This is a genomic window from Ruegeria haliotis, assembly GCF_013377785.1.
GTDB classification, from domain to species: domain Bacteria; phylum Pseudomonadota; class Alphaproteobacteria; order Rhodobacterales; family Rhodobacteraceae; genus Ruegeria; species Ruegeria haliotis.
This window is the reverse complement of the sequence record NZ_JABXWT010000003.1, coordinates 240,193-256,355: the sequence shown is the minus strand read 5'-3', so window position 1 is coordinate 256,355 and position 16,163 is coordinate 240,193. Positions and strand designations below refer to the sequence as shown.

The window sequence follows — 16,163 nt, the reverse complement described above, 5'->3', positions numbered from 1 at the left end:
CCGAAAGGAACCGGCAATGTCATCCGGAATCACAACATAGTGCACTTGCGAAAAACCTCTGACATGATTGATCCACCCCCGGCTACCCTGCGTATCTTATTGTAAAATGTCATATAACGAGGCTGGAATGTTCGACGAAACCCGGGGCGTACGCAAGAAAATCGCAATTGTAGGCGCAGGCATTTCAGGTCTATCCGCGGCTTACTACCTGTCTGAGGATCACGACGTCACTTTGTTCGAAGCCGAGCCACGCTTGGGCGGCCATGCCCGAACCGTCATGGCGGGGAAGAATGGGGATCAACCGGTCGATACCGGCTTTATCGTGTTCAACTATGCCACATACCCCTACCTGACCAAACTGTTCGACGAACTGAACGTCCCGGTGATCAAAAGCGAGATGAGCTTTGGTGCGACCATCGACAATGGCCGTATCGAATACGGCCTGAACAACCTGCGGACCCTGACGGCGCAGAAACGCAACCTCGCGCGTCCTGCCTACTATAAGATGATTGCCGACATCTTACGCTTTGGCCGCGAAGCCCCCGATGCGGCAAAAGATGACGACACAACGATCGGAGAGCTGGTCGATCAGCTGCGCCTTGGTCATTGGTTCCGTCACAACTATCTGATGCCCATGTGCGGTGCGATCTGGTCAACCCCGGTTGAGTTTGTCGACCAGTTTCCCGCCCGGTCGCTGGTGCAGTTCTTCCGCAACCACGCCCTGCTGGCCAGTGGCCGCGCCAAACAACACCAGTGGTGGACCGTTAAAGGCGGCAGTATCGAATATGTCCGCCGGATCGACGCCGCGCTGCGCGCACGCGGATGTGATATCCGCCTTGCGACCCCGGTTCAGCATATTCAGCGTGACGAACTGGGAGTGACCGTTTTCAGCAACGGGCAGGCAGATCAATTTGACGAAATCATCATGGCAACACATTCCGATCAATCCCTTGCGATTCTGGGCGAAGACGCGACTCTGGAAGAGGCTGCCGCCCTGGGGGCAATCCGCTATCAACCCAATACGGCCATTCTGCATTGCGACCCGGGCCAGATGCCGAAACGGCGCGCGTGCTGGTCGAGCTGGACGTATCGGTCTGAGGCTGGAAATGTTGGCGTCACCTATTGGATGAACCGCCTGCAAAACATTCCCGACAGCAATCCTCTGTTCGTGACACTCAACGCGTCTTCGGAAGTTCCAGCGGACAAGATCTATGATCAGGTCGAATTCGCCCATCCGGTGTTCGACAAGGCGGCACTGCGTGCACAAGGGCAGATCCACGAAATGCAGGGGCAAAACCGAACCTGGTTCGCCGGTGCCTATAATCGGCACGGATTTCATGAAGACGGAATTGCCAGCGCAATGCATGTTGTTGACCGCCTGAAGGGCACCCCGCAAACAATCGGAGATGACAATGGCATTCTTGAAAAAGATCCGGCCATCCCTGTTGCGGCTGAATAGCGAAACCTGGCGCGGCGGACTGCTTTCACTGTTCCTGCTGGTCCCTGCCGGTTTGGCAGCGTCTCCACTGTCAGGTCAGTTGAGCGACCCCAAATTGCTTGGAAGCTCAACGTTCCGGTTTCTGGGCCTTCCTGTGTACGACGCAAAACTCTACACCCCGGGTGGCGCACCGTTCAGTTGGAAGGAAGACTTTGGCCTGCAACTGACCTACCGCAAGAATCTGGCTCAAAAAGCACTGGTCAAGTCGACGCTGGACGAAATGGCGCGACAAGGGAATCTTGCCCCAACTCAAGCACAGCTTGCGACATGTTTCCAAGGCGTCAGCAAAGGCGACAGCTATCTTGCCATCTCTGAAGGTCCAAACAAAGTCGGGTTCTGGCGTAACGGAACCCAAACCTGCACTTTGACGAATAACGGCATCAAACGCTCTTTCATGTCGATATTCCTTGGCAACAACACCAGATCCGCAAGCTTTACGCGGCAGTTGAAAGGGCAGTGATGCTGTATCCCCGTGTCAGCCTCTATGCGCTGATGCTCGCGGCGGCGGGTATCCCGCTTTATATTCACTTGCCGCGTTTTGCGGCTGTGAACCTGGGCATCAGCCTTGGGGTCATCGGCACCGTGTTACTGCTGATCCGACTGGTGGATCTGGTGCAGGACCCGCTGATTGGCTGGGCCATAGATCGTTGGCCCGGGGGACAGACCCTGTTTGCTGCGCTGGCCGCAATTGGATTGGCCATCGGGTTTCCACTGCTGTTTTCCTTGTCGGAAGGTGCCGGTCTTGCGGTGCTCATCGCTATTCTGGTGCTTTTGTTTTCGGCTTACAGCCTCGGAACAATTTTGCTTTATGGTCGTAGCGCGACGCTGGCAAAACGACCTGATCCAAAGGAACTGATGACGCTGGCCGCCTACCGTGAAGGTGGACAATTGGCCGGTGTTATCATCGCCGCAAGCGCCCCTGCCGTGTTCGTGGCGTTTGGGGCGCAAGCGCAAGGTTATCCCATCTTTGGTCTGTTTCTCGGCTTGCTGGCCGTGCTGACATTTGTGCTGACCTTCCCGATCTGGCGACGCACCCCGATTACCGGAGAGGGATTGTCCCTTGCCGGGCTGGGACAAGCCGGAGCGTTGCGACTGTTGGCACTGGCGCTGGTCAACAGCTTGCCGGTCGCGATCACGTCGACGCTATTCCTCTTCTTTGTCGAAGATCGCCTGCAACTGCCGGGCAAAGCAGGCCCCCTTTTGATCCTGTTCTTCTTCAGCGCAGGCGCAAGCATTCCGCTTTGGGCGCGCCTGAGCAATCGAATCGGCCCGAAACAGACTCTGATAATCGCCATGCCGCTTGCGATTGCGGGCTTTGTCGGCGCCGCCACTTTGTCCGCTGGAAACCTTGCTGGGTTCGCAATCATCTGCCTCGCCTCTGGTGCTGCACTGGGGGCGGATATGGTTGTGCTGCCGGCCATGTTCTCAGTTGTACTGACGCGCGCAGGCCTGAATGCCTCAACCGCGTTTGGCATCTGGTCATTCGCAGGCAAGCTGGGTCTGGCCCTGGCTGCCTTTTTCACTCTGCCGCTGCTGGAACGCAGCGGCTTCACCCCAGGTCAAACCAATTCGGCCCAGGCACTGTACACACTCAATCTTGCCTACGCTGTGCTGCCCTGCATCCTGAAACTCGGCGCGTTCGGGATGGTTTTGACATTGCCCACAGAGGTCACCAACAAATGAACGCCATTGCAATCATTCTACTGGCGCTGCTGGTCGCCATCCTTCTGAAGAACCGCCTTATGGGTTTTCAGGCACAATCGCCCTCGGATTATACTGGAACAGGCCCGGAGTTTTCCCTCAAAACCCATCTGAACGGGAAAATCCTATCCGAAGGGCTGATCTACGGCCCCAATGGCAAGGTGTCGAACAGTTTCGTGGCGCATATGGTGGGGGAGTGGAAAGGGAATTCGGGCACGCTGTCGGAATATTTCACCTATTCCAACGGCAAACAGATGACCCGAAAATGGTATCTGACACTGGGGACGGGCAACGCCTTTACCGCCACTGCCGATGATATCGTGGGCGAAGGCAAAGGCACGGTTTCAGGATCAACGGTCAAATTGACCTACAGGATTATCCTGCCCAAAGACGCCGGTGGGCACACGCTGGATGTGACAGACTGGATGTATTTGACCGAGAACGGTGCGATCATGAATCGGTCTGAAATGCGAAAGTTCGGCATCAAGGTGGCCGAGTTGGTCGCAACCATGCGACCTGCGCCTGACCCCAAGCCCATCCATGTGAACGGCGCCAACGGATATGGCGCTGCTTCTGAAGGACAGCTGCTGCAATGATGTCGTACAAATCTCTGATAACCTTTATCGCCATCACCGCTCTGGCAACTCTGGCCGCGTGCTCTGGCAAACCAAGAGTTCCAAAAACCTTTCTGTCTGACCGGCAACTGAATCTCGAGGAGTTCTTTGCGGGTAAAACCGTGGCCTATGGCCAGTTTCAGGATGTTTTGGGGAACGTGCCGCGTCGGTTTACAGTCGATATCGAAGGGATGTGGAATGGCGAAACCCTGACGCTGGTAGAGGATTTCCTGTATGACGACGGCGCCACCGAGCAGCGCATCTGGACGCTGACCAAGACCGGAGAGGACGGCTGGACCGGAACCGCGCCAGGCGTGTTGGGAACCGCCAGCGGAATCGAACGTGGCGATACATTCAATTGGACCTACAAGATTGATCTGCCCATCAAAGAGGGGACGATGCGGGTGAATTTCGATGACTGGATGTGGCTGCTTGATGACGACCGTCTTCTGAACCGCGCCTATGTTTCGCGATATGGGGTTCGGTTGGGCGAAGTCATTTTGTTCTTCGAGAAAATATAGCTATAGAACCCGCCTTGTCACAAATCTAAAAAGTTCCGAAATACATCGTCTCTTAGACACTTGGAGAGTTTATTTCTCGCAAAGCCGGTGATTTTTTATCCCCAAAGTCTGCCGATGGCCGTAGTTTCTATATACTGCCATAGGGACGAAACATGAGAGATCTGTACGAAAAACTGGTGGAGCTGCGCCGTGCCTTCCATCGCGATCCGGAACTGGGGTTTCAGGAAGAACGCACCAAGGCGACAGTTGCCGACTACCTGAGACAGCTTGGACTGGAGGTTCACGAAGGCGCTGGCGTGATCGGCGTTCTCAAATCCGGTGGTGGCAACAGGGCGATTGGTCTGCGCGCGGATATGGACGCTTTGCCAATTCATGAGATCAGCAGCCACGGGTATGCCTCGGAAAACCCCGGCGTTATGCATGCCTGCGGTCATGACGGACACACCACCATGTTGCTGGGCGCTGCCGAAAAGCTGGTGAAGAACCCCGATTTCGACGGTATTGTGGTGTTCATCTTTCAACCCAACGAGGAACACGGGCTGGGCGCGCGCGCGATGATCGACGAAGGCGTTCTGGAACGGTTTCCCATCGAAGAAGTCTATGCGATCCACAATCTGCCAGGGGCACCCGTAGGTCAGATCTCGACCCGTACTGGTCAGATTTGTGCCAGCGAAAGCCTGTTTGAAATCGAGATCAAAGGTCAGGGCGGTCACGCCTCGATGCCACATGTCGGGGTGGATGCGATCACCGTCGGGGCCGAAATGGTATTGGCGCTGCAGACAATCGTTTCGCGCAAGCTGGCACCTTCAGCCGGGGCTGTTGTTTCGGTGACGGAGTTTCTGACCGATGGTCAACGCAATGTGCTGTCCGGAAACGCCACGTTGAAAGGCGATGTGCGGGCCCGCCTCCCCGAGGATCGGCAAGCGCTGGAACGGTTCATGCGTCAGATCACATCCGGAATCGCGGCCGCCCATGGCATCACCGTCGAGATGAGCTTCAAGACCGAGTTCATTGAAACGATCAATGCACCTGACCCAACCGACGCTGTAGTCCGAGCCGGACGTGCGCTAAAGCTTGAGACCATCGGTGACAGGCCGCCGATGAGTTTTTCCGAGGATTTTGCGCATTTCAGCGCAACCGTGCCGGGATGTTTCCTGCTGCTTGGCAATGGGCACAGCGGCCCGCATGGCCAGCCGCTGCATTCGGCAGACTATGATTTCAACGATGCACTGTTGCCGATCGGTTCCGACTTTTGGGCCGAACTCGTGCGCGACCGCCTTCCACTCAAACAGGATACCCAATGACAAAACTTCTTCCCTCTGCCCGTGTCGGACATGTCGCCGCAACCATGCGTTCGGGCGATGCGGCCCACCGCGTTCTCTCTGAACAGGATTTTGCCACTGCTCGCGCGGAAATTACCCAATGGGACGGCTATGCGCCCACGCCTCTGGTGTCCTTGGCAGCACTGGCCGCTGAAATTGGGATCGGGGAAATCCTCTACAAGGACGAAGGCCCACGCTTTGGTCTGGGCAGCTTCAAGGCGCTCGGCGGATCGTATGCCGCGCTGCGCGTGCTCCAGCGTCAGATTTCGGAGAAACTGGGGCACGACGTCTCACTGGTCGATATCCGTACGGACAAATACAAGGATGAATGCGCCGGGATCACACTGGTTTCGGCCACGGATGGCAACCATGGCCGTTCGCTCGCCTGGGGGTGCCAGCGGTTTGGTGCGCCTTGCCGGATCTATATCCATGCCGAGGTCAGTGAAGGCCGCGCGCAGGCGATGCGCGATCTTGGCGCCAACGTGATCCGCATCACCGGCGACTATGATGAATCGGTCCTTCTGGCCAAATCCGAGGCTGAAGAGAACGGCTGGTTCGTGGTTTCGGACACCTCGTGGGAGGGCTATAGCGAACCGCCGCGCGACGTGATGTCCGGATATGGCGTGATGACCAGCGAAATCTGCGACGCATTGGATCAAGCACCCACACATGTCTTCCTGCAAGGCGGCGTCGGAGGTCTGGCGGCGGGCGTGGCCGCCGGTCTGCGCCAATACTGGGGTGCTGAAAGCCCGCGCGTTGTGATCGTTGAACCCGAACTGGCCGCCTGCCTGTTCGAAAGCGGCCGCGCCGGCGCCCCAACCAATTTTGCCATCGCCGAAGAAACCCTGATGGCGGGTCTGTCTTGTGGCGAACCGTCTGGCATGGCGTGGGAAATTCTGGCTGAAGAAGCTGCGGATTTCCTGACCATTCCTGAATCGGTTGTTGCCCCGACCGTGCGTCTTATGGCGCGCCCGCTGCAAGGCGATACCGCTGTCGAAGTCGGTGAAAGCGCCATTGCGGGCCTTGCCGCGCTGATCGCCGTGCGGCAGGACGCGGCGTTATCGGCCAAACTGGGGCTGGATGCACAGTCGCGTGTGTTGCTGATCGGCTCGGAAGGGGTCACTGACCCGGACATCTTTGCCCGGATCATGGACGGCGCGGATGCCATCTGACACATGCCGCGCCAAAGATGTCAGTCACTTGATCTGACACTCTGCCAACCCTAAGAGTTCAACGGCTTGCCCAAGTGTTTGGGCAAGCCGTTTTCACTCAACGTTCAGGCTGGATCACCTCAAGGCCATACTGTAGCGCGCTTTCACACAGCAAATCCCATAGCGAAACTGCAAAGCTGCGAGGCAACAGCAGGTTCAGACCAGTCTGATCCCGCCACAGCGTCACGCCGACATGATGGAAGCCGGTGCTAGCCACGGTGCCTGATGGAAAGGCCGCCGCCCTCAGATCAATCGGCAGAAAGTGGTTCAACAGAACCTCCGCCTTTGGCCCACCAACACGAATCCAAACACGAGATTGCAGCAAGTCAAGAATGGCACCGTCCTCAGGTGCCAGCACGGGCGTTTCGGACAGCGATCCCGCGGGCGCAACCAACCACCACTTGAGCGGTTCAACCCGCAGAAGCGTGCCAATTTTACCCAACACGGCCTCACCGGGGCTCGCTGCGGTGGCACAGCCTGCAATCCGCGCCGCCTCGGTCCCGGTGCGCGCCAGAGTGTTCGGCCAGGCGGAAAACTGGACCATCGCGAAATCTTCGATTTCTTCCAGCGTGACGCCAATTTTGCCTTCTGGCCCGTGATGGCCTGCCACATAGGAAGTGTGAAGCGGTGAAACAGAATTAGCCATGCATCCGCTCTCCCTCTGGGTCGAACATGTGGGGTGAGACAATCTCGACCTCGATATCGCCTTTGCGCACAGGATCGGTGGCAATGGCCGTTTTCCCCTGCCAGTCACCATGACCGCCCGAGATATAGCCAATACCGATCCAGTGCCCCAATGCGGGCGAGTGGGTGACGGCCGTGACCCAGCCCTCGCCATGCCCTTCGGTCACGCCGGGTTTGCACAGCAGCGCTCCACCATTGAACGTCTGGCTGCGGTCCTTGGGAAAGATGCCCACCAATTGCGGGCGATCGGGGCGCAGTAACTCGGGGCGTTGGCGCAGCGCACTGCCAATGAATGGTTTCTTAGTCGACGCCATCTTACCCAGCCCCGCATCGTCGATAGTCACGCGCCCATCGAGTTCAGCGCCGGTGACATGTCCTTTTTCAATCCTCAGCGCCCCCAGCGCCTCCAGCCCGTAAAGGCAGCCCTCCAAAGGCTCGGCTGCAGCCCACAGCAGATCCATCATCCGCTCACCATAGCCTGCGGACACATAGACCTCATAGGCCAGCTCACCCGAAAAGCTGATCCGCGCGATCAGGCAATCGATGCCGCCGTTTAGCCGTGTGCGAGTCACCCCCATAAAGGGCAAGTTTTCGGCCAAGATCGCATCCGGGTCTTCCAGGCAAGCCGCGATCCCGTCGCGCGCCTTGGGGCCTGCAACCGATACGCCCGCCCATTGGTCCGAAACCGAGCTGACATGCACCTTCAGGTCTGGCCAGCGCAGTTGGAGAAGCTCTTCCAGCCAAACCATCACCTTGCCTGCATTGGCGGTCGTGGTGGTTAACAGGAAATCAGTCTCGGACAGCCGCCATGTGGTGCCGTCATCCATCACAATGCCGTCATCCCGCAACATGATGCCATAGCGTGCCTTGCCGATCGGCAGCTTGGCGAAGGCATTGCTGTAAACGCGGTTCAGGAATTCAGACGCATCCGGTCCCTGCACAGCAATTTTACCCAACGAGCTGACATCGCAGATCCCGATTGCTTGGCGCACGGTTGCGGCTTCGCGGATATAGGCCTCGGTGATGGTTTCACCGGCGCGGGCATAATACCACGGACGGTGCCACAGGCCCGCATCGGTCATCGTGGCCCCGTGGCGCAGGTTCCAGTCATGCATCGGCGTGCGGCGCAGCGTTCTGAAGTGATCTCCGACATTGCGGCCTGCCAGCGCACCGATTGCAACAGGCGTGTAAGGAGGGCGGAAACGGGTGGTGCCGACATTGGGAATCTCCTTGCCCAGCGCCTCGGCCATCAGTGCCAGCCCGATCACATTGCCCATCTTGCCCTGATCAGTGGCCATGCCCAATGTTGTGTAGCGCTTCAGATGCTCGACCGAGACGAACCCTTCCTGATGGGCCAGCCGCACATCGCTGCTGGTTACATCATGCTGTGGGTCCACAAAGCCTTTGGTTTTCTGGTCAGGCAGGCCCACCTCATAAACCGGCTTGATCGGCGTGTCCCAGCCACCCGGAACCGGCCCCTCAACAGCTTGGCCGAGGGCAGTTTTGGCGGCAGCAATACCCGACGCCTCGCAGGCATCGCCTTGCCAAATACCGGACGCCGAACCAGCCATGACAACGTTGTCGGGACAGGGCGCAGGTAGAAAGCAGGCCAGATCCGCATCCCATTTCGGTTTGGCACCGCGATGAGACAACAGGTTCACCACCGGTGACCACCCGCCCGACACCAGCAACAGATCACAGGGCAGAGTGTCCGCGGTAGCCCAGGAATTGCCTTCAGCCCGCGCTAGTTGCACCCCGTTGACCGCCCTGCGCCCACAGGCCCTGAGTGGCGCGAGCCCGGTCCTGACCGCGACACTCGCGTCGGCCATCACTTCACTTAGCGATCCGCCCCCCTCAGGGCGCAGATCGACCAGCGTCACGGACGCCCCTGCAACAGCCAGTTCAGCAGCGGTGGCATAGGCCGAGTCATTATTGGTCGTGACAACGATATTCTGGCCGGGCAGCACACCAAAACGGTTCAGATAGCTGCGCGCAGCGGCGGCTGTCATCACTCCGGGGCGGTCGTTGTCGGCAAAGCACACCATGCGTTCCAGCGCACCCGTGGCCAGAACCGTTGCTCCGGCCCGCACCGTCCAGAACCGCTGACGCGGCGAATGCTCAGGTTTCAGCGCCAAATGATCCGTTACCCGTTCGAGCAGACCCGCAGTGCCATAGTCGTACAGGCCAAAGGCAGTTGTGCGTGTCATGATCCGCACACCCGCCGCCTGCAACGCGGTGATCAATTCGATGCGCCGGGCCTCGGCCGCGGGGTCTGTCTGGTTCAGGAAATCCCCGCCCAGCTCGAAATCCTGCTCGACAAGGATCACATCCTTGCCCTGCTGCGCCGCAGTCAGCGCCGCGTTCAGACCGGCAGGGCCAGAGCCCACAACCAGCACGTCACAAAACGCGTGCGCATGATCATAGGCATCGGGGTCCGCAAGCCGCGACGCCTCACCCATCCCGGCGGCTTTGCGGATCAGTTTTTCGTACTGCATCCAGATGCCGGTTCCACGGCCCCACTCAAATGGCGGCAGCCCCATGAAGGTCTTGTAATAGAACCCCGCCGAAAAGAAGCGCCCGAACAGCCCCAGAACCGAGCCCACATCGTTGCGCACATTTGGCCAGGCGTTCTGACCATGGGCGCTTAACCCGTCGAACAGCTCTTGCATCGTGGCTTTCGTGTTGGGCTCTGCGCGCACGCCCGTCCCAAGCGTGACAATCGCGCCGGATTCCTCGACCCCGGCGGACATGACGCCCCGCGGACGGTGATACTTGAAACTGCGGCCCAGAATCTGAGTACCACTGGCCATCAGGGCCGAGGCAAGGGTATCACCGACAAACCCGTCATAGGATTTGCCATCCCAGGTGAGTTTCAGCGTGCGGGACCGGTCAATGCGCCCACCCTTGGTCAAACGTGTTGCGCTCATGATGAAGACTCCAGCGCTTTGGCGAGATCCGGATGTGCCGGGCGGACAGCGTGAATTTCGTGGGTCATCGTATCGCGGTCTACCAGAATCCACATGCGGCACCCGTTCACGTGGTGCCAGGTTTCAGTCTGAACTCCGCAGATGTTCTCGCGCTGAAACACGGCATCGTGCCACTCCTGCAAAGGGGCATCCAACGCCGGATATGTGATCGAGCCATCGCCGCCATAGGTGAATTCGCTATGATCCCGGATGCCACAAAACGGACAGGGTATTCTAATCATGTCGTTGCTCCTTATCCGTGAAGTTTCGGGTCTGGGCCTGCGCCGCGCTCGTCAATCTGAAGGCCACGTTCAAAGCGTTTCAGATCGTGGTTGGCGATCACCGGATGGGGTCGGTCATTGGCGATCAGATCGGCAAAATAAGTGCCCGAGGCTGGGGTCGCCTTGAACCCGCCGTAGTTCCAGCCCGCATTCAGATACAGGTTGTCGACGGGGGTTTTGCAGATGAAGTGCGTGCCATCCATCGACATATCCACAACACCCGACCAATGACGTAGCAACCGGACCCGGCCTAGACAGGGCAGTACCGACATAGCCGCCTCGGACACGTCCTGCACAATCGGCAGGTTGCCCTTTTGCGCGTAGGATTTGTACCAATCCAGATCGCCACCAAACACCATGCCGCCTTTGTCCGACTGCGAAATATAGAAATGCGCGCCGCCGACGCCAAAGACCACGACTTGGTCCAGCAACGGCTTCAGAGGTTCGGACACAAAGGCCTGAAGCTTGTGCGATTCAATTGGCAATCGCCCCAACCCTGCCATTGCCCACAGCCGCGAGGTGTTGCCCGCCACCGCCAGCCCCACCTTGCTGGTGGTGATTGTCCCGCGCGAGGTTTCCAGCGCGGTGACTTTTTCCGCATCGCGGGTGATACTGGTGACTTCGCAGTTCTGGATGATGTCCACACCCATCTGATCGGCCGAGCGGGCATATCCCCAGACAACCGCGTCATGCCGTGCGGTCCCGGCCCGTTTCTGCAGGGCGGCACCCATGATCGGAAATCGGGCATTCGGCCCGTAGTTGAGATGCGGCACAGCTTGCTTCAACTGCTCAAGGCTCCAGATTTCAGCATCCGGCGCCCCCGTGCGGCGCATAGTATTATAGTTTCGTGCTGCCGCATCCACCGCGCCGGGGCTGTGCAGCAACGAGATATGTGACCGCTGGCTGAACATCACATTGTAGTTCAGATCAAAGCTCAGGTTTTCCCAGAGTTTCAGCGAATCTTCATAAAACTCCCGGTTTCCCGGCTGCGCATAGTTCGAGCGTACAATCGTGGTATTACGACCAGCGTTTCCGCCGCCGATCCAGCCCTTTTCAAGCACGGCAACATTGCGGATGCCGTGGTTTTTTGCCAGATAATGAGCGGTCGCAAGACCATGCAGGCCACCCCCAATCACCACCACGTCGTAGTGGGATTTGGGTTCCGGGTCGCGCCATTGGCGGGACCAGCCTTTTTGGCTGGTCAGGCCGTTCCAGAAGACATTCCAAGCAGAGAATCTAGTCATGGCTCATTTCTATTTCTGATGTTTGGATACGATTCAGCCCCGGGTGCGAAAAGGTCAGGCCAACGTCTTTTGAGCATTACAGGATAACCTTTTCCAGCGTTTTCGGGTGGCTTGTCACCGGCTCCCATCCATCGTCGGTGATGATAAAGCTATCGCCGACCTGCGCGCGAAAGGTGTCCACGGTGACCGATCCATCCACCGCCAGAACCATGCCGGGCTGTAGAATGGTCGTATCACCGGTCACCAGTTGAGGCGCCTCAAGGAAACTGAACCCGGTCGCGCGACCACACCGGAATGGGTAATCGTAGCCCGCGCCCTGAATGACATCAGCATAGGCCGCATGCACGCTTTCGGCGGTCACGCCGGGGCGCAGCACGTCCAGCGCAGCCTTCTGGCTGGCCACAGCCACCTCATACACTGCCTTTTCCGTCGGGTCCGTGGGTTCACCGATCCAGAAGGTGCGGTCGAAGCCCAGCTTGAAACGGTGGAAATTGGTCATCCCGCAAAAACACAGGAACACCGGCTCGCCCTGCTTCATGATTCGGGTGCTGGCGCGGTGATGGGTCTTGGTGATGGTGTCTCCGGACGCCATGATCTGAAGGAAATGCGTGTTAGGCGACATCGAGGTATCCCGGTAATGCGCGTTCAGCAATTCTGCCGCCTTGCGGGTGCCCGCCTGAGACGTCGCAATCGCAACCTCATACTCTGGCACCCCATCGCCGATGGCCGCGCGCCCGGCGTCCATCATGGCATTGGCCACCAAACCGGCGTGACGTGCCAATTGCAGTTCTTCGGCAGATTTGATCATGCGCATGCCGTTCAGAATCGGGGTCACGCTTGCCAGTTGGTTGCCATCGACAAGACCGCTCACATAGTCGCGCACCATCGGTGGCATCTGATCGGGTTCAATCGCAACCTTGGCGGCAGATTTGACCGCCTCGGGCAGTTTTTCTCGCCACTCGTTGCCCGCACCGTCATTCCAGGCGGCAATACGGTCCACGCGGGCCTCGGCCTCGGCTTTGGTAAGGTCGATAGTCGGGGTAATCAGCAGGCTGTCACCGTCCTTGGGCACCACCAGGATTGTCGGGCGGCCAAACTCCATATGCAGGTAGTCGTAATAGCCAGTCAGGTAATAGACATTATCGTCATCCGTGATCAGCGCCACGTCGATATCGGCGTCCGCCAGTTTTGCCCGAAGGCAGTTCAGTCTTTCCATGAACATGCGACACGTCCCTGCTCGAGCGGATTTCCAACCGGATTTCGGGGCAGGTTATCGACACAACGGGAAACTTCAAAACTAGATCTCTTGCAACCCAGTAAAAACTTGATGTTGCGAGACGCTATCGCCGTCTGACGCCGTTGGATATCTTTCAACTGTATCCCATTTGGTAAATGGCATCACCATCGTCAATGTACGGTTCGAAATCACTTCACAGATACATGGTAGGAATATTTCCGACGGAAATCCGGGAATTTTGACAAATTGAGTTGCCCTTGCTTCCAAATCTGATTTTTATCGGACAATGGATGATAAAGATCTGGAAATCCTCAAGCTGATGCAGCGCAACGCACGTCTGACTGCCGATGCGATCAGCGCCGAGGTCGGGCTGTCCTCGCCAGCAGTGCAAAAGCGGATCAAGCGGCTGCGCGATACCGGAGTGATCGAACGCGAAATTGCCGTCATTTCCCCGGCAAAACTCGGCCGTGAGATGACCGTGATCGTAGAAGTGGTGCTGGAACGCGAAAGCAGGCGGCATCTGGATGAGTTCAAACAACGTATGCGCCATGCGCCTGCGGTCCAGCAGTGCTATTACGCGACGGGTTCTGCGGATTTCATCCTGATTGTCGTCACTAGCGGCATCAAGGAATACGAAGAATTCACCCAAGAGTATTTTTTTGACGAATCCAACGTCAGCCGCTTTAACACATCCGTTGTGATGGACCGCGTCAAAGTATCCCTGGATGTGCTTTGATAAGCACCACCACCGGAATCTTCAGCGGTTGGTGTGTGTACCGAAGTGTTAAACACGGCCTTCAGAAACCCATCGATGACGGCACTAAGTCCGGCACATTGGCGCAAACAGCGGTGGCATCAATGCTCTGTGCAAATTTCCTGATGACCGCCCATTCCTCGCCACACACAAGGGAATAGCCGACCTACGATTGGAAACTCATTGCCTGTCTTTCTCAGGCGCGCTTTTCCCCGATCGACGCGACGCCGAGAACATCCAAAACCTTGGCTTCAATCTGTTCGGCGTTCATACCAGCCACTGCGTACATATCGGCAGGACTGGACTGATCGATGAAGATGTCCGGCAGCACCATTGAGCGGTATTTCAGACCGTGGTCAAAGATACCCTCGTCACTCAGCAACTGCGCCACATGGCTGCCAAAACCGCCAACGGCGCCTTCTTCGATCGTGATCAGGGCCTCGTGGTTTGTAGCCATATCCAAGATCAGGTCGCGGTCCAGCGGTTTGGCGAAACGGGCATCAGCGATGGTCGGTGTGATGCCCCGGGCCGAGAGTGCCTCGGCTGCTTTCTGAACCTCGGCCAGCCGTGTGCCGAAGGATAGCAGCGCCACCCTCTGACCGGGCTGAACCAGACGACCCTTGCCGATTTCCAGGACTTCACCACGTTCAGGAAGATCCACTCCAACCCCTTCTCCGCGCGGATAGCGAAAGGCGATGGGTCCATCGTTGTGCGCGGCAGCAGTAGCCATCATGTGCATCAGCTCTGCCTCATCGGCGGCGGCCATGACAACCATACCAGGAAGATTGGCCAGATAGGCAATGTCGAAAGACCCTGCATGAGTCGCGCCATCAGCCCCGACAAGCCCGGCCCGATCAATGGCGAACCGCACCGGCAGGCGCTGGATCGCGACATCGTGCACAACCTGATCGTAGCCGCGCTGCAAAAAGGTCGAATACATCGCGCAGAACGGCTTCATCCCGCCAGCCGCCAGCGCAGCCGAGAAGGTCACGCCGTGTTGTTCTGCAATCGCCACGTCGAAACAACGTGACGGATAACGCTCGGCAAACAGGCCCAGGCCGGTGCCATCGGGCATGGCGGCGGTCACGGCCACGATCTTGTCGTCACGCGACGCCTCGTCCACCAGCGTCTTGCCGAAGACCGAGGTATAAGACGGCGCGTTTGAGGGCGCTTTCTTCTGCTCACCCGTCACCACGTCGAATTTCGCCGTCGCATGCCCCTTGTCACGAGCTTGTTCGGCTGGGGCATACCCCTTGCCTTTCTTGGTCAGCACATGAATCAGGATCGGACCTGTTGCACGGGCTTTGACTGTGCGCAGCACCGGCAACAACTGGTCCAGATCATGCCCGTCGATGGGCCCGAGATAGGAAAAGCCCAACTCTTCGAACAGCGTGCCGCCGACGGCCATGCCTTTCAGCATTTCCTTGGCGCGTTTGGCGCCTTCGCGGAACGGTTCGGGCAACAGCGACACCGCACCTTTGGCTGCGGCTTTCAGATCGTGGAACGGTTCTTCGGCATACATACGCGACAGATAGTTGGACAGGGCACCAACCGGCGGCGCAATGCTCATTTCATTGTCGTTCAGAATGACAATCAGGCGCTTTTTCAGATGGCCTGCATTATTCATCGCCTCGAATGCCATGCCAGCCGACATCGATCCGTCACCAATCACTGCAATCGCGTCGCCCAACCCTTCGGGTGTGACCCCGCCCAGATCACGGGCAACGGCAAACCCCAGCGCAGCACTTATCGAGGTCGAACTGTGCGCCGCACCAAACGGATCATAGGGGCTTTCACTGCGTTTGGTGAACCCGCTCAGCCCACCCTTTTGCCGCAAGGTGCGAATGCGGTCGCGCCGTTCGGTCAGGATTTTATGGGGATAGCACTGGTGACCCACGTCCCAGATGATCTTGTCGCGGGGCGTGTCGAACACTGCATGCAAGGCCGTTGTCAGTTCCACAACGCCCAAGCCTGCCCCCAGATGCCCGCCAGTGACGGATACGGCCGAGATCGTTTCGGTTCTCAGTTCCGTGGCCAGCTGATGCAGCTGCGCGTCGGAGAACTGCTTGAGATCCGCAGGGCGGTTCACAAGATCCAGCAAAGGTGTCTGCGGACGATCAGAAGTCATGT

14 protein-coding genes are annotated in these 16,163 nt (G+C 58.1%); 8 read left to right on the top strand and 6 right to left on the bottom strand.

What is annotated here, in order from left to right:
* The first annotated feature begins 127 nt into the window (after positions 1–127).
* The 7 genes from HW561_RS09780 (at position 128) to HW561_RS09750 (ending at position 6,828) form a co-directional block, all read left to right on the top strand.
* Positions 128–1,459, top strand: a complete 1,332-nt coding sequence (locus HW561_RS09780; protein WP_176864154.1) for an NAD(P)/FAD-dependent oxidoreductase — start codon at positions 128–130, stop codon at positions 1,457–1,459.
* Positions 1,413–1,958, top strand: a complete 546-nt coding sequence (locus HW561_RS09775) for a hypothetical protein (RefSeq protein WP_235962852.1) — start codon at positions 1,413–1,415, stop codon at positions 1,956–1,958. The genes HW561_RS09780 and HW561_RS09775 overlap by 47 nt, the downstream gene beginning before the upstream one ends.
* On the top strand, positions 1,958–3,181 hold the full coding sequence (locus tag HW561_RS09770) for an MFS transporter (protein ID WP_176864152.1): 1,224 nt from the start codon (positions 1,958–1,960) through the stop codon (positions 3,179–3,181). Before HW561_RS09775 ends, HW561_RS09770 begins: the two co-directional genes overlap by 1 nt.
* Positions 3,178–3,795, top strand: coding sequence for a DUF3833 domain-containing protein (locus HW561_RS09765; RefSeq protein WP_176864150.1), 618 nt, complete (start codon positions 3,178–3,180; stop codon positions 3,793–3,795). The genes HW561_RS09770 and HW561_RS09765 overlap by 4 nt, the downstream gene beginning before the upstream one ends.
* On the top strand, positions 3,792–4,334 hold the full coding sequence (locus HW561_RS09760; protein ID WP_176864148.1) for a DUF3833 family protein: 543 nt from the start codon (positions 3,792–3,794) through the stop codon (positions 4,332–4,334). The genes HW561_RS09765 and HW561_RS09760 overlap by 4 nt, the downstream gene beginning before the upstream one ends.
* A 152-nt stretch (positions 4,335–4,486) precedes the next feature.
* On the top strand, positions 4,487–5,638 hold the full coding sequence (locus HW561_RS09755) for an amidohydrolase (RefSeq protein WP_176864146.1): 1,152 nt from the start codon (positions 4,487–4,489) through the stop codon (positions 5,636–5,638).
* A complete protein-coding gene (locus HW561_RS09750) occupies positions 5,635–6,828 on the top strand; it encodes a diaminopropionate ammonia-lyase (RefSeq protein ID WP_176864144.1) in 1,194 nt (397 codons plus the stop codon). The genes HW561_RS09755 and HW561_RS09750 overlap by 4 nt, the downstream gene beginning before the upstream one ends.
* A gap of 97 nt (positions 6,829–6,925) precedes the next feature.
* On the opposite strand, the gene HW561_RS09745 is transcribed toward HW561_RS09750, so the two are convergent.
* The 5 genes from HW561_RS09745 to HW561_RS09725 all read right to left on the bottom strand — a co-directional run bounded on the left by HW561_RS09745 (position 6,926) and on the right by HW561_RS09725 (position 13,264).
* On the bottom strand, positions 6,926–7,513 hold the full coding sequence (locus HW561_RS09745) for a sarcosine oxidase subunit gamma (protein ID WP_176864142.1): 588 nt from the start codon (positions 7,511–7,513) through the stop codon (positions 6,926–6,928).
* A complete protein-coding gene (locus tag HW561_RS09740; RefSeq protein ID WP_176864140.1) occupies positions 7,506–10,478 on the bottom strand; it encodes a sarcosine oxidase subunit alpha family protein in 2,973 nt (990 codons plus the stop codon). Before HW561_RS09740 ends, HW561_RS09745 begins: the two co-directional genes overlap by 8 nt.
* Positions 10,475–10,759 (bottom strand): sarcosine oxidase subunit delta, encoded by a 285-nt coding sequence (locus HW561_RS09735; RefSeq protein WP_176864139.1) that lies wholly within the window; start codon positions 10,757–10,759, stop codon positions 10,475–10,477. Before HW561_RS09735 ends, HW561_RS09740 begins: the two co-directional genes overlap by 4 nt.
* Before the next feature lie 11 nt (positions 10,760–10,770).
* Positions 10,771–12,042 (bottom strand): sarcosine oxidase subunit beta family protein, encoded by a 1,272-nt coding sequence (locus tag HW561_RS09730; protein WP_176864136.1) that lies wholly within the window; start codon positions 12,040–12,042, stop codon positions 10,771–10,773.
* A 76-nt stretch (positions 12,043–12,118) separates the two neighbouring features.
* Complete coding sequence (locus HW561_RS09725) at positions 12,119–13,264, bottom strand: M24 family metallopeptidase (RefSeq protein WP_176864134.1); 1,146 nt, start codon at positions 13,262–13,264, stop codon at positions 12,119–12,121.
* Between the two features lie 301 nt (positions 13,265–13,565).
* Between HW561_RS09725 and HW561_RS09720 the strand changes: the two genes are divergently transcribed.
* Entirely contained in the window at positions 13,566–14,015 is a 450-nt protein-coding gene (locus HW561_RS09720; RefSeq protein WP_176864132.1) for an Lrp/AsnC family transcriptional regulator, read from the top strand.
* 214 nt (positions 14,016–14,229) lie between these two features.
* Here the strand turns inward: HW561_RS09720 and dxs are convergent, their stop codons facing one another.
* Positions 14,230–16,161, bottom strand: coding sequence for a 1-deoxy-D-xylulose-5-phosphate synthase (dxs, locus tag HW561_RS09715; protein ID WP_176864130.1), 1,932 nt, complete (start codon positions 16,159–16,161; stop codon positions 14,230–14,232).
* Positions 16,162–16,163 lie beyond the last annotated feature (2 nt).

Coding starts and splice junctions, on each gene's coding strand:
- HW561_RS09745 (WP_176864142.1), bottom strand. CDS start 7,513: ATGGCTAATTCTGTTTCACCGCTTCACACTTCCTATGTGGCAGGCCAT.
- HW561_RS09725 (WP_176864134.1), bottom strand. CDS start 13,264: ATGTTCATGGAAAGACTGAACTGCCTTCGGGCAAAACTGGCGGACGCC.
- HW561_RS09735 (WP_176864139.1), bottom strand. CDS start 10,759: ATGATTAGAATACCCTGTCCGTTTTGTGGCATCCGGGATCATAGCGAA.
- HW561_RS09765 (WP_176864150.1), top strand. CDS start 3,178: ATGAACGCCATTGCAATCATTCTACTGGCGCTGCTGGTCGCCATCCTT.
- HW561_RS09775 (WP_235962852.1), top strand. CDS start 1,413: ATGGCATTCTTGAAAAAGATCCGGCCATCCCTGTTGCGGCTGAATAGC.
- dxs (WP_176864130.1), bottom strand. CDS start 16,161: ATGACTTCTGATCGTCCGCAGACACCTTTGCTGGATCTTGTGAACCGC.
- HW561_RS09720 (WP_176864132.1), top strand. CDS start 13,566: ATGGATGATAAAGATCTGGAAATCCTCAAGCTGATGCAGCGCAACGCA.
- HW561_RS09755 (WP_176864146.1), top strand. CDS start 4,487: ATGAGAGATCTGTACGAAAAACTGGTGGAGCTGCGCCGTGCCTTCCAT.
- HW561_RS09740 (WP_176864140.1), bottom strand. CDS start 10,478: ATGAGCGCAACACGTTTGACCAAGGGTGGGCGCATTGACCGGTCCCGC.
- HW561_RS09760 (WP_176864148.1), top strand. CDS start 3,792: ATGATGTCGTACAAATCTCTGATAACCTTTATCGCCATCACCGCTCTG.
- HW561_RS09770 (WP_176864152.1), top strand. CDS start 1,958: ATGCTGTATCCCCGTGTCAGCCTCTATGCGCTGATGCTCGCGGCGGCG.
- HW561_RS09750 (WP_176864144.1), top strand. CDS start 5,635: ATGACAAAACTTCTTCCCTCTGCCCGTGTCGGACATGTCGCCGCAACC.
- HW561_RS09780 (WP_176864154.1), top strand. CDS start 128: ATGTTCGACGAAACCCGGGGCGTACGCAAGAAAATCGCAATTGTAGGC.
- HW561_RS09730 (WP_176864136.1), bottom strand. CDS start 12,042: ATGACTAGATTCTCTGCTTGGAATGTCTTCTGGAACGGCCTGACCAGC.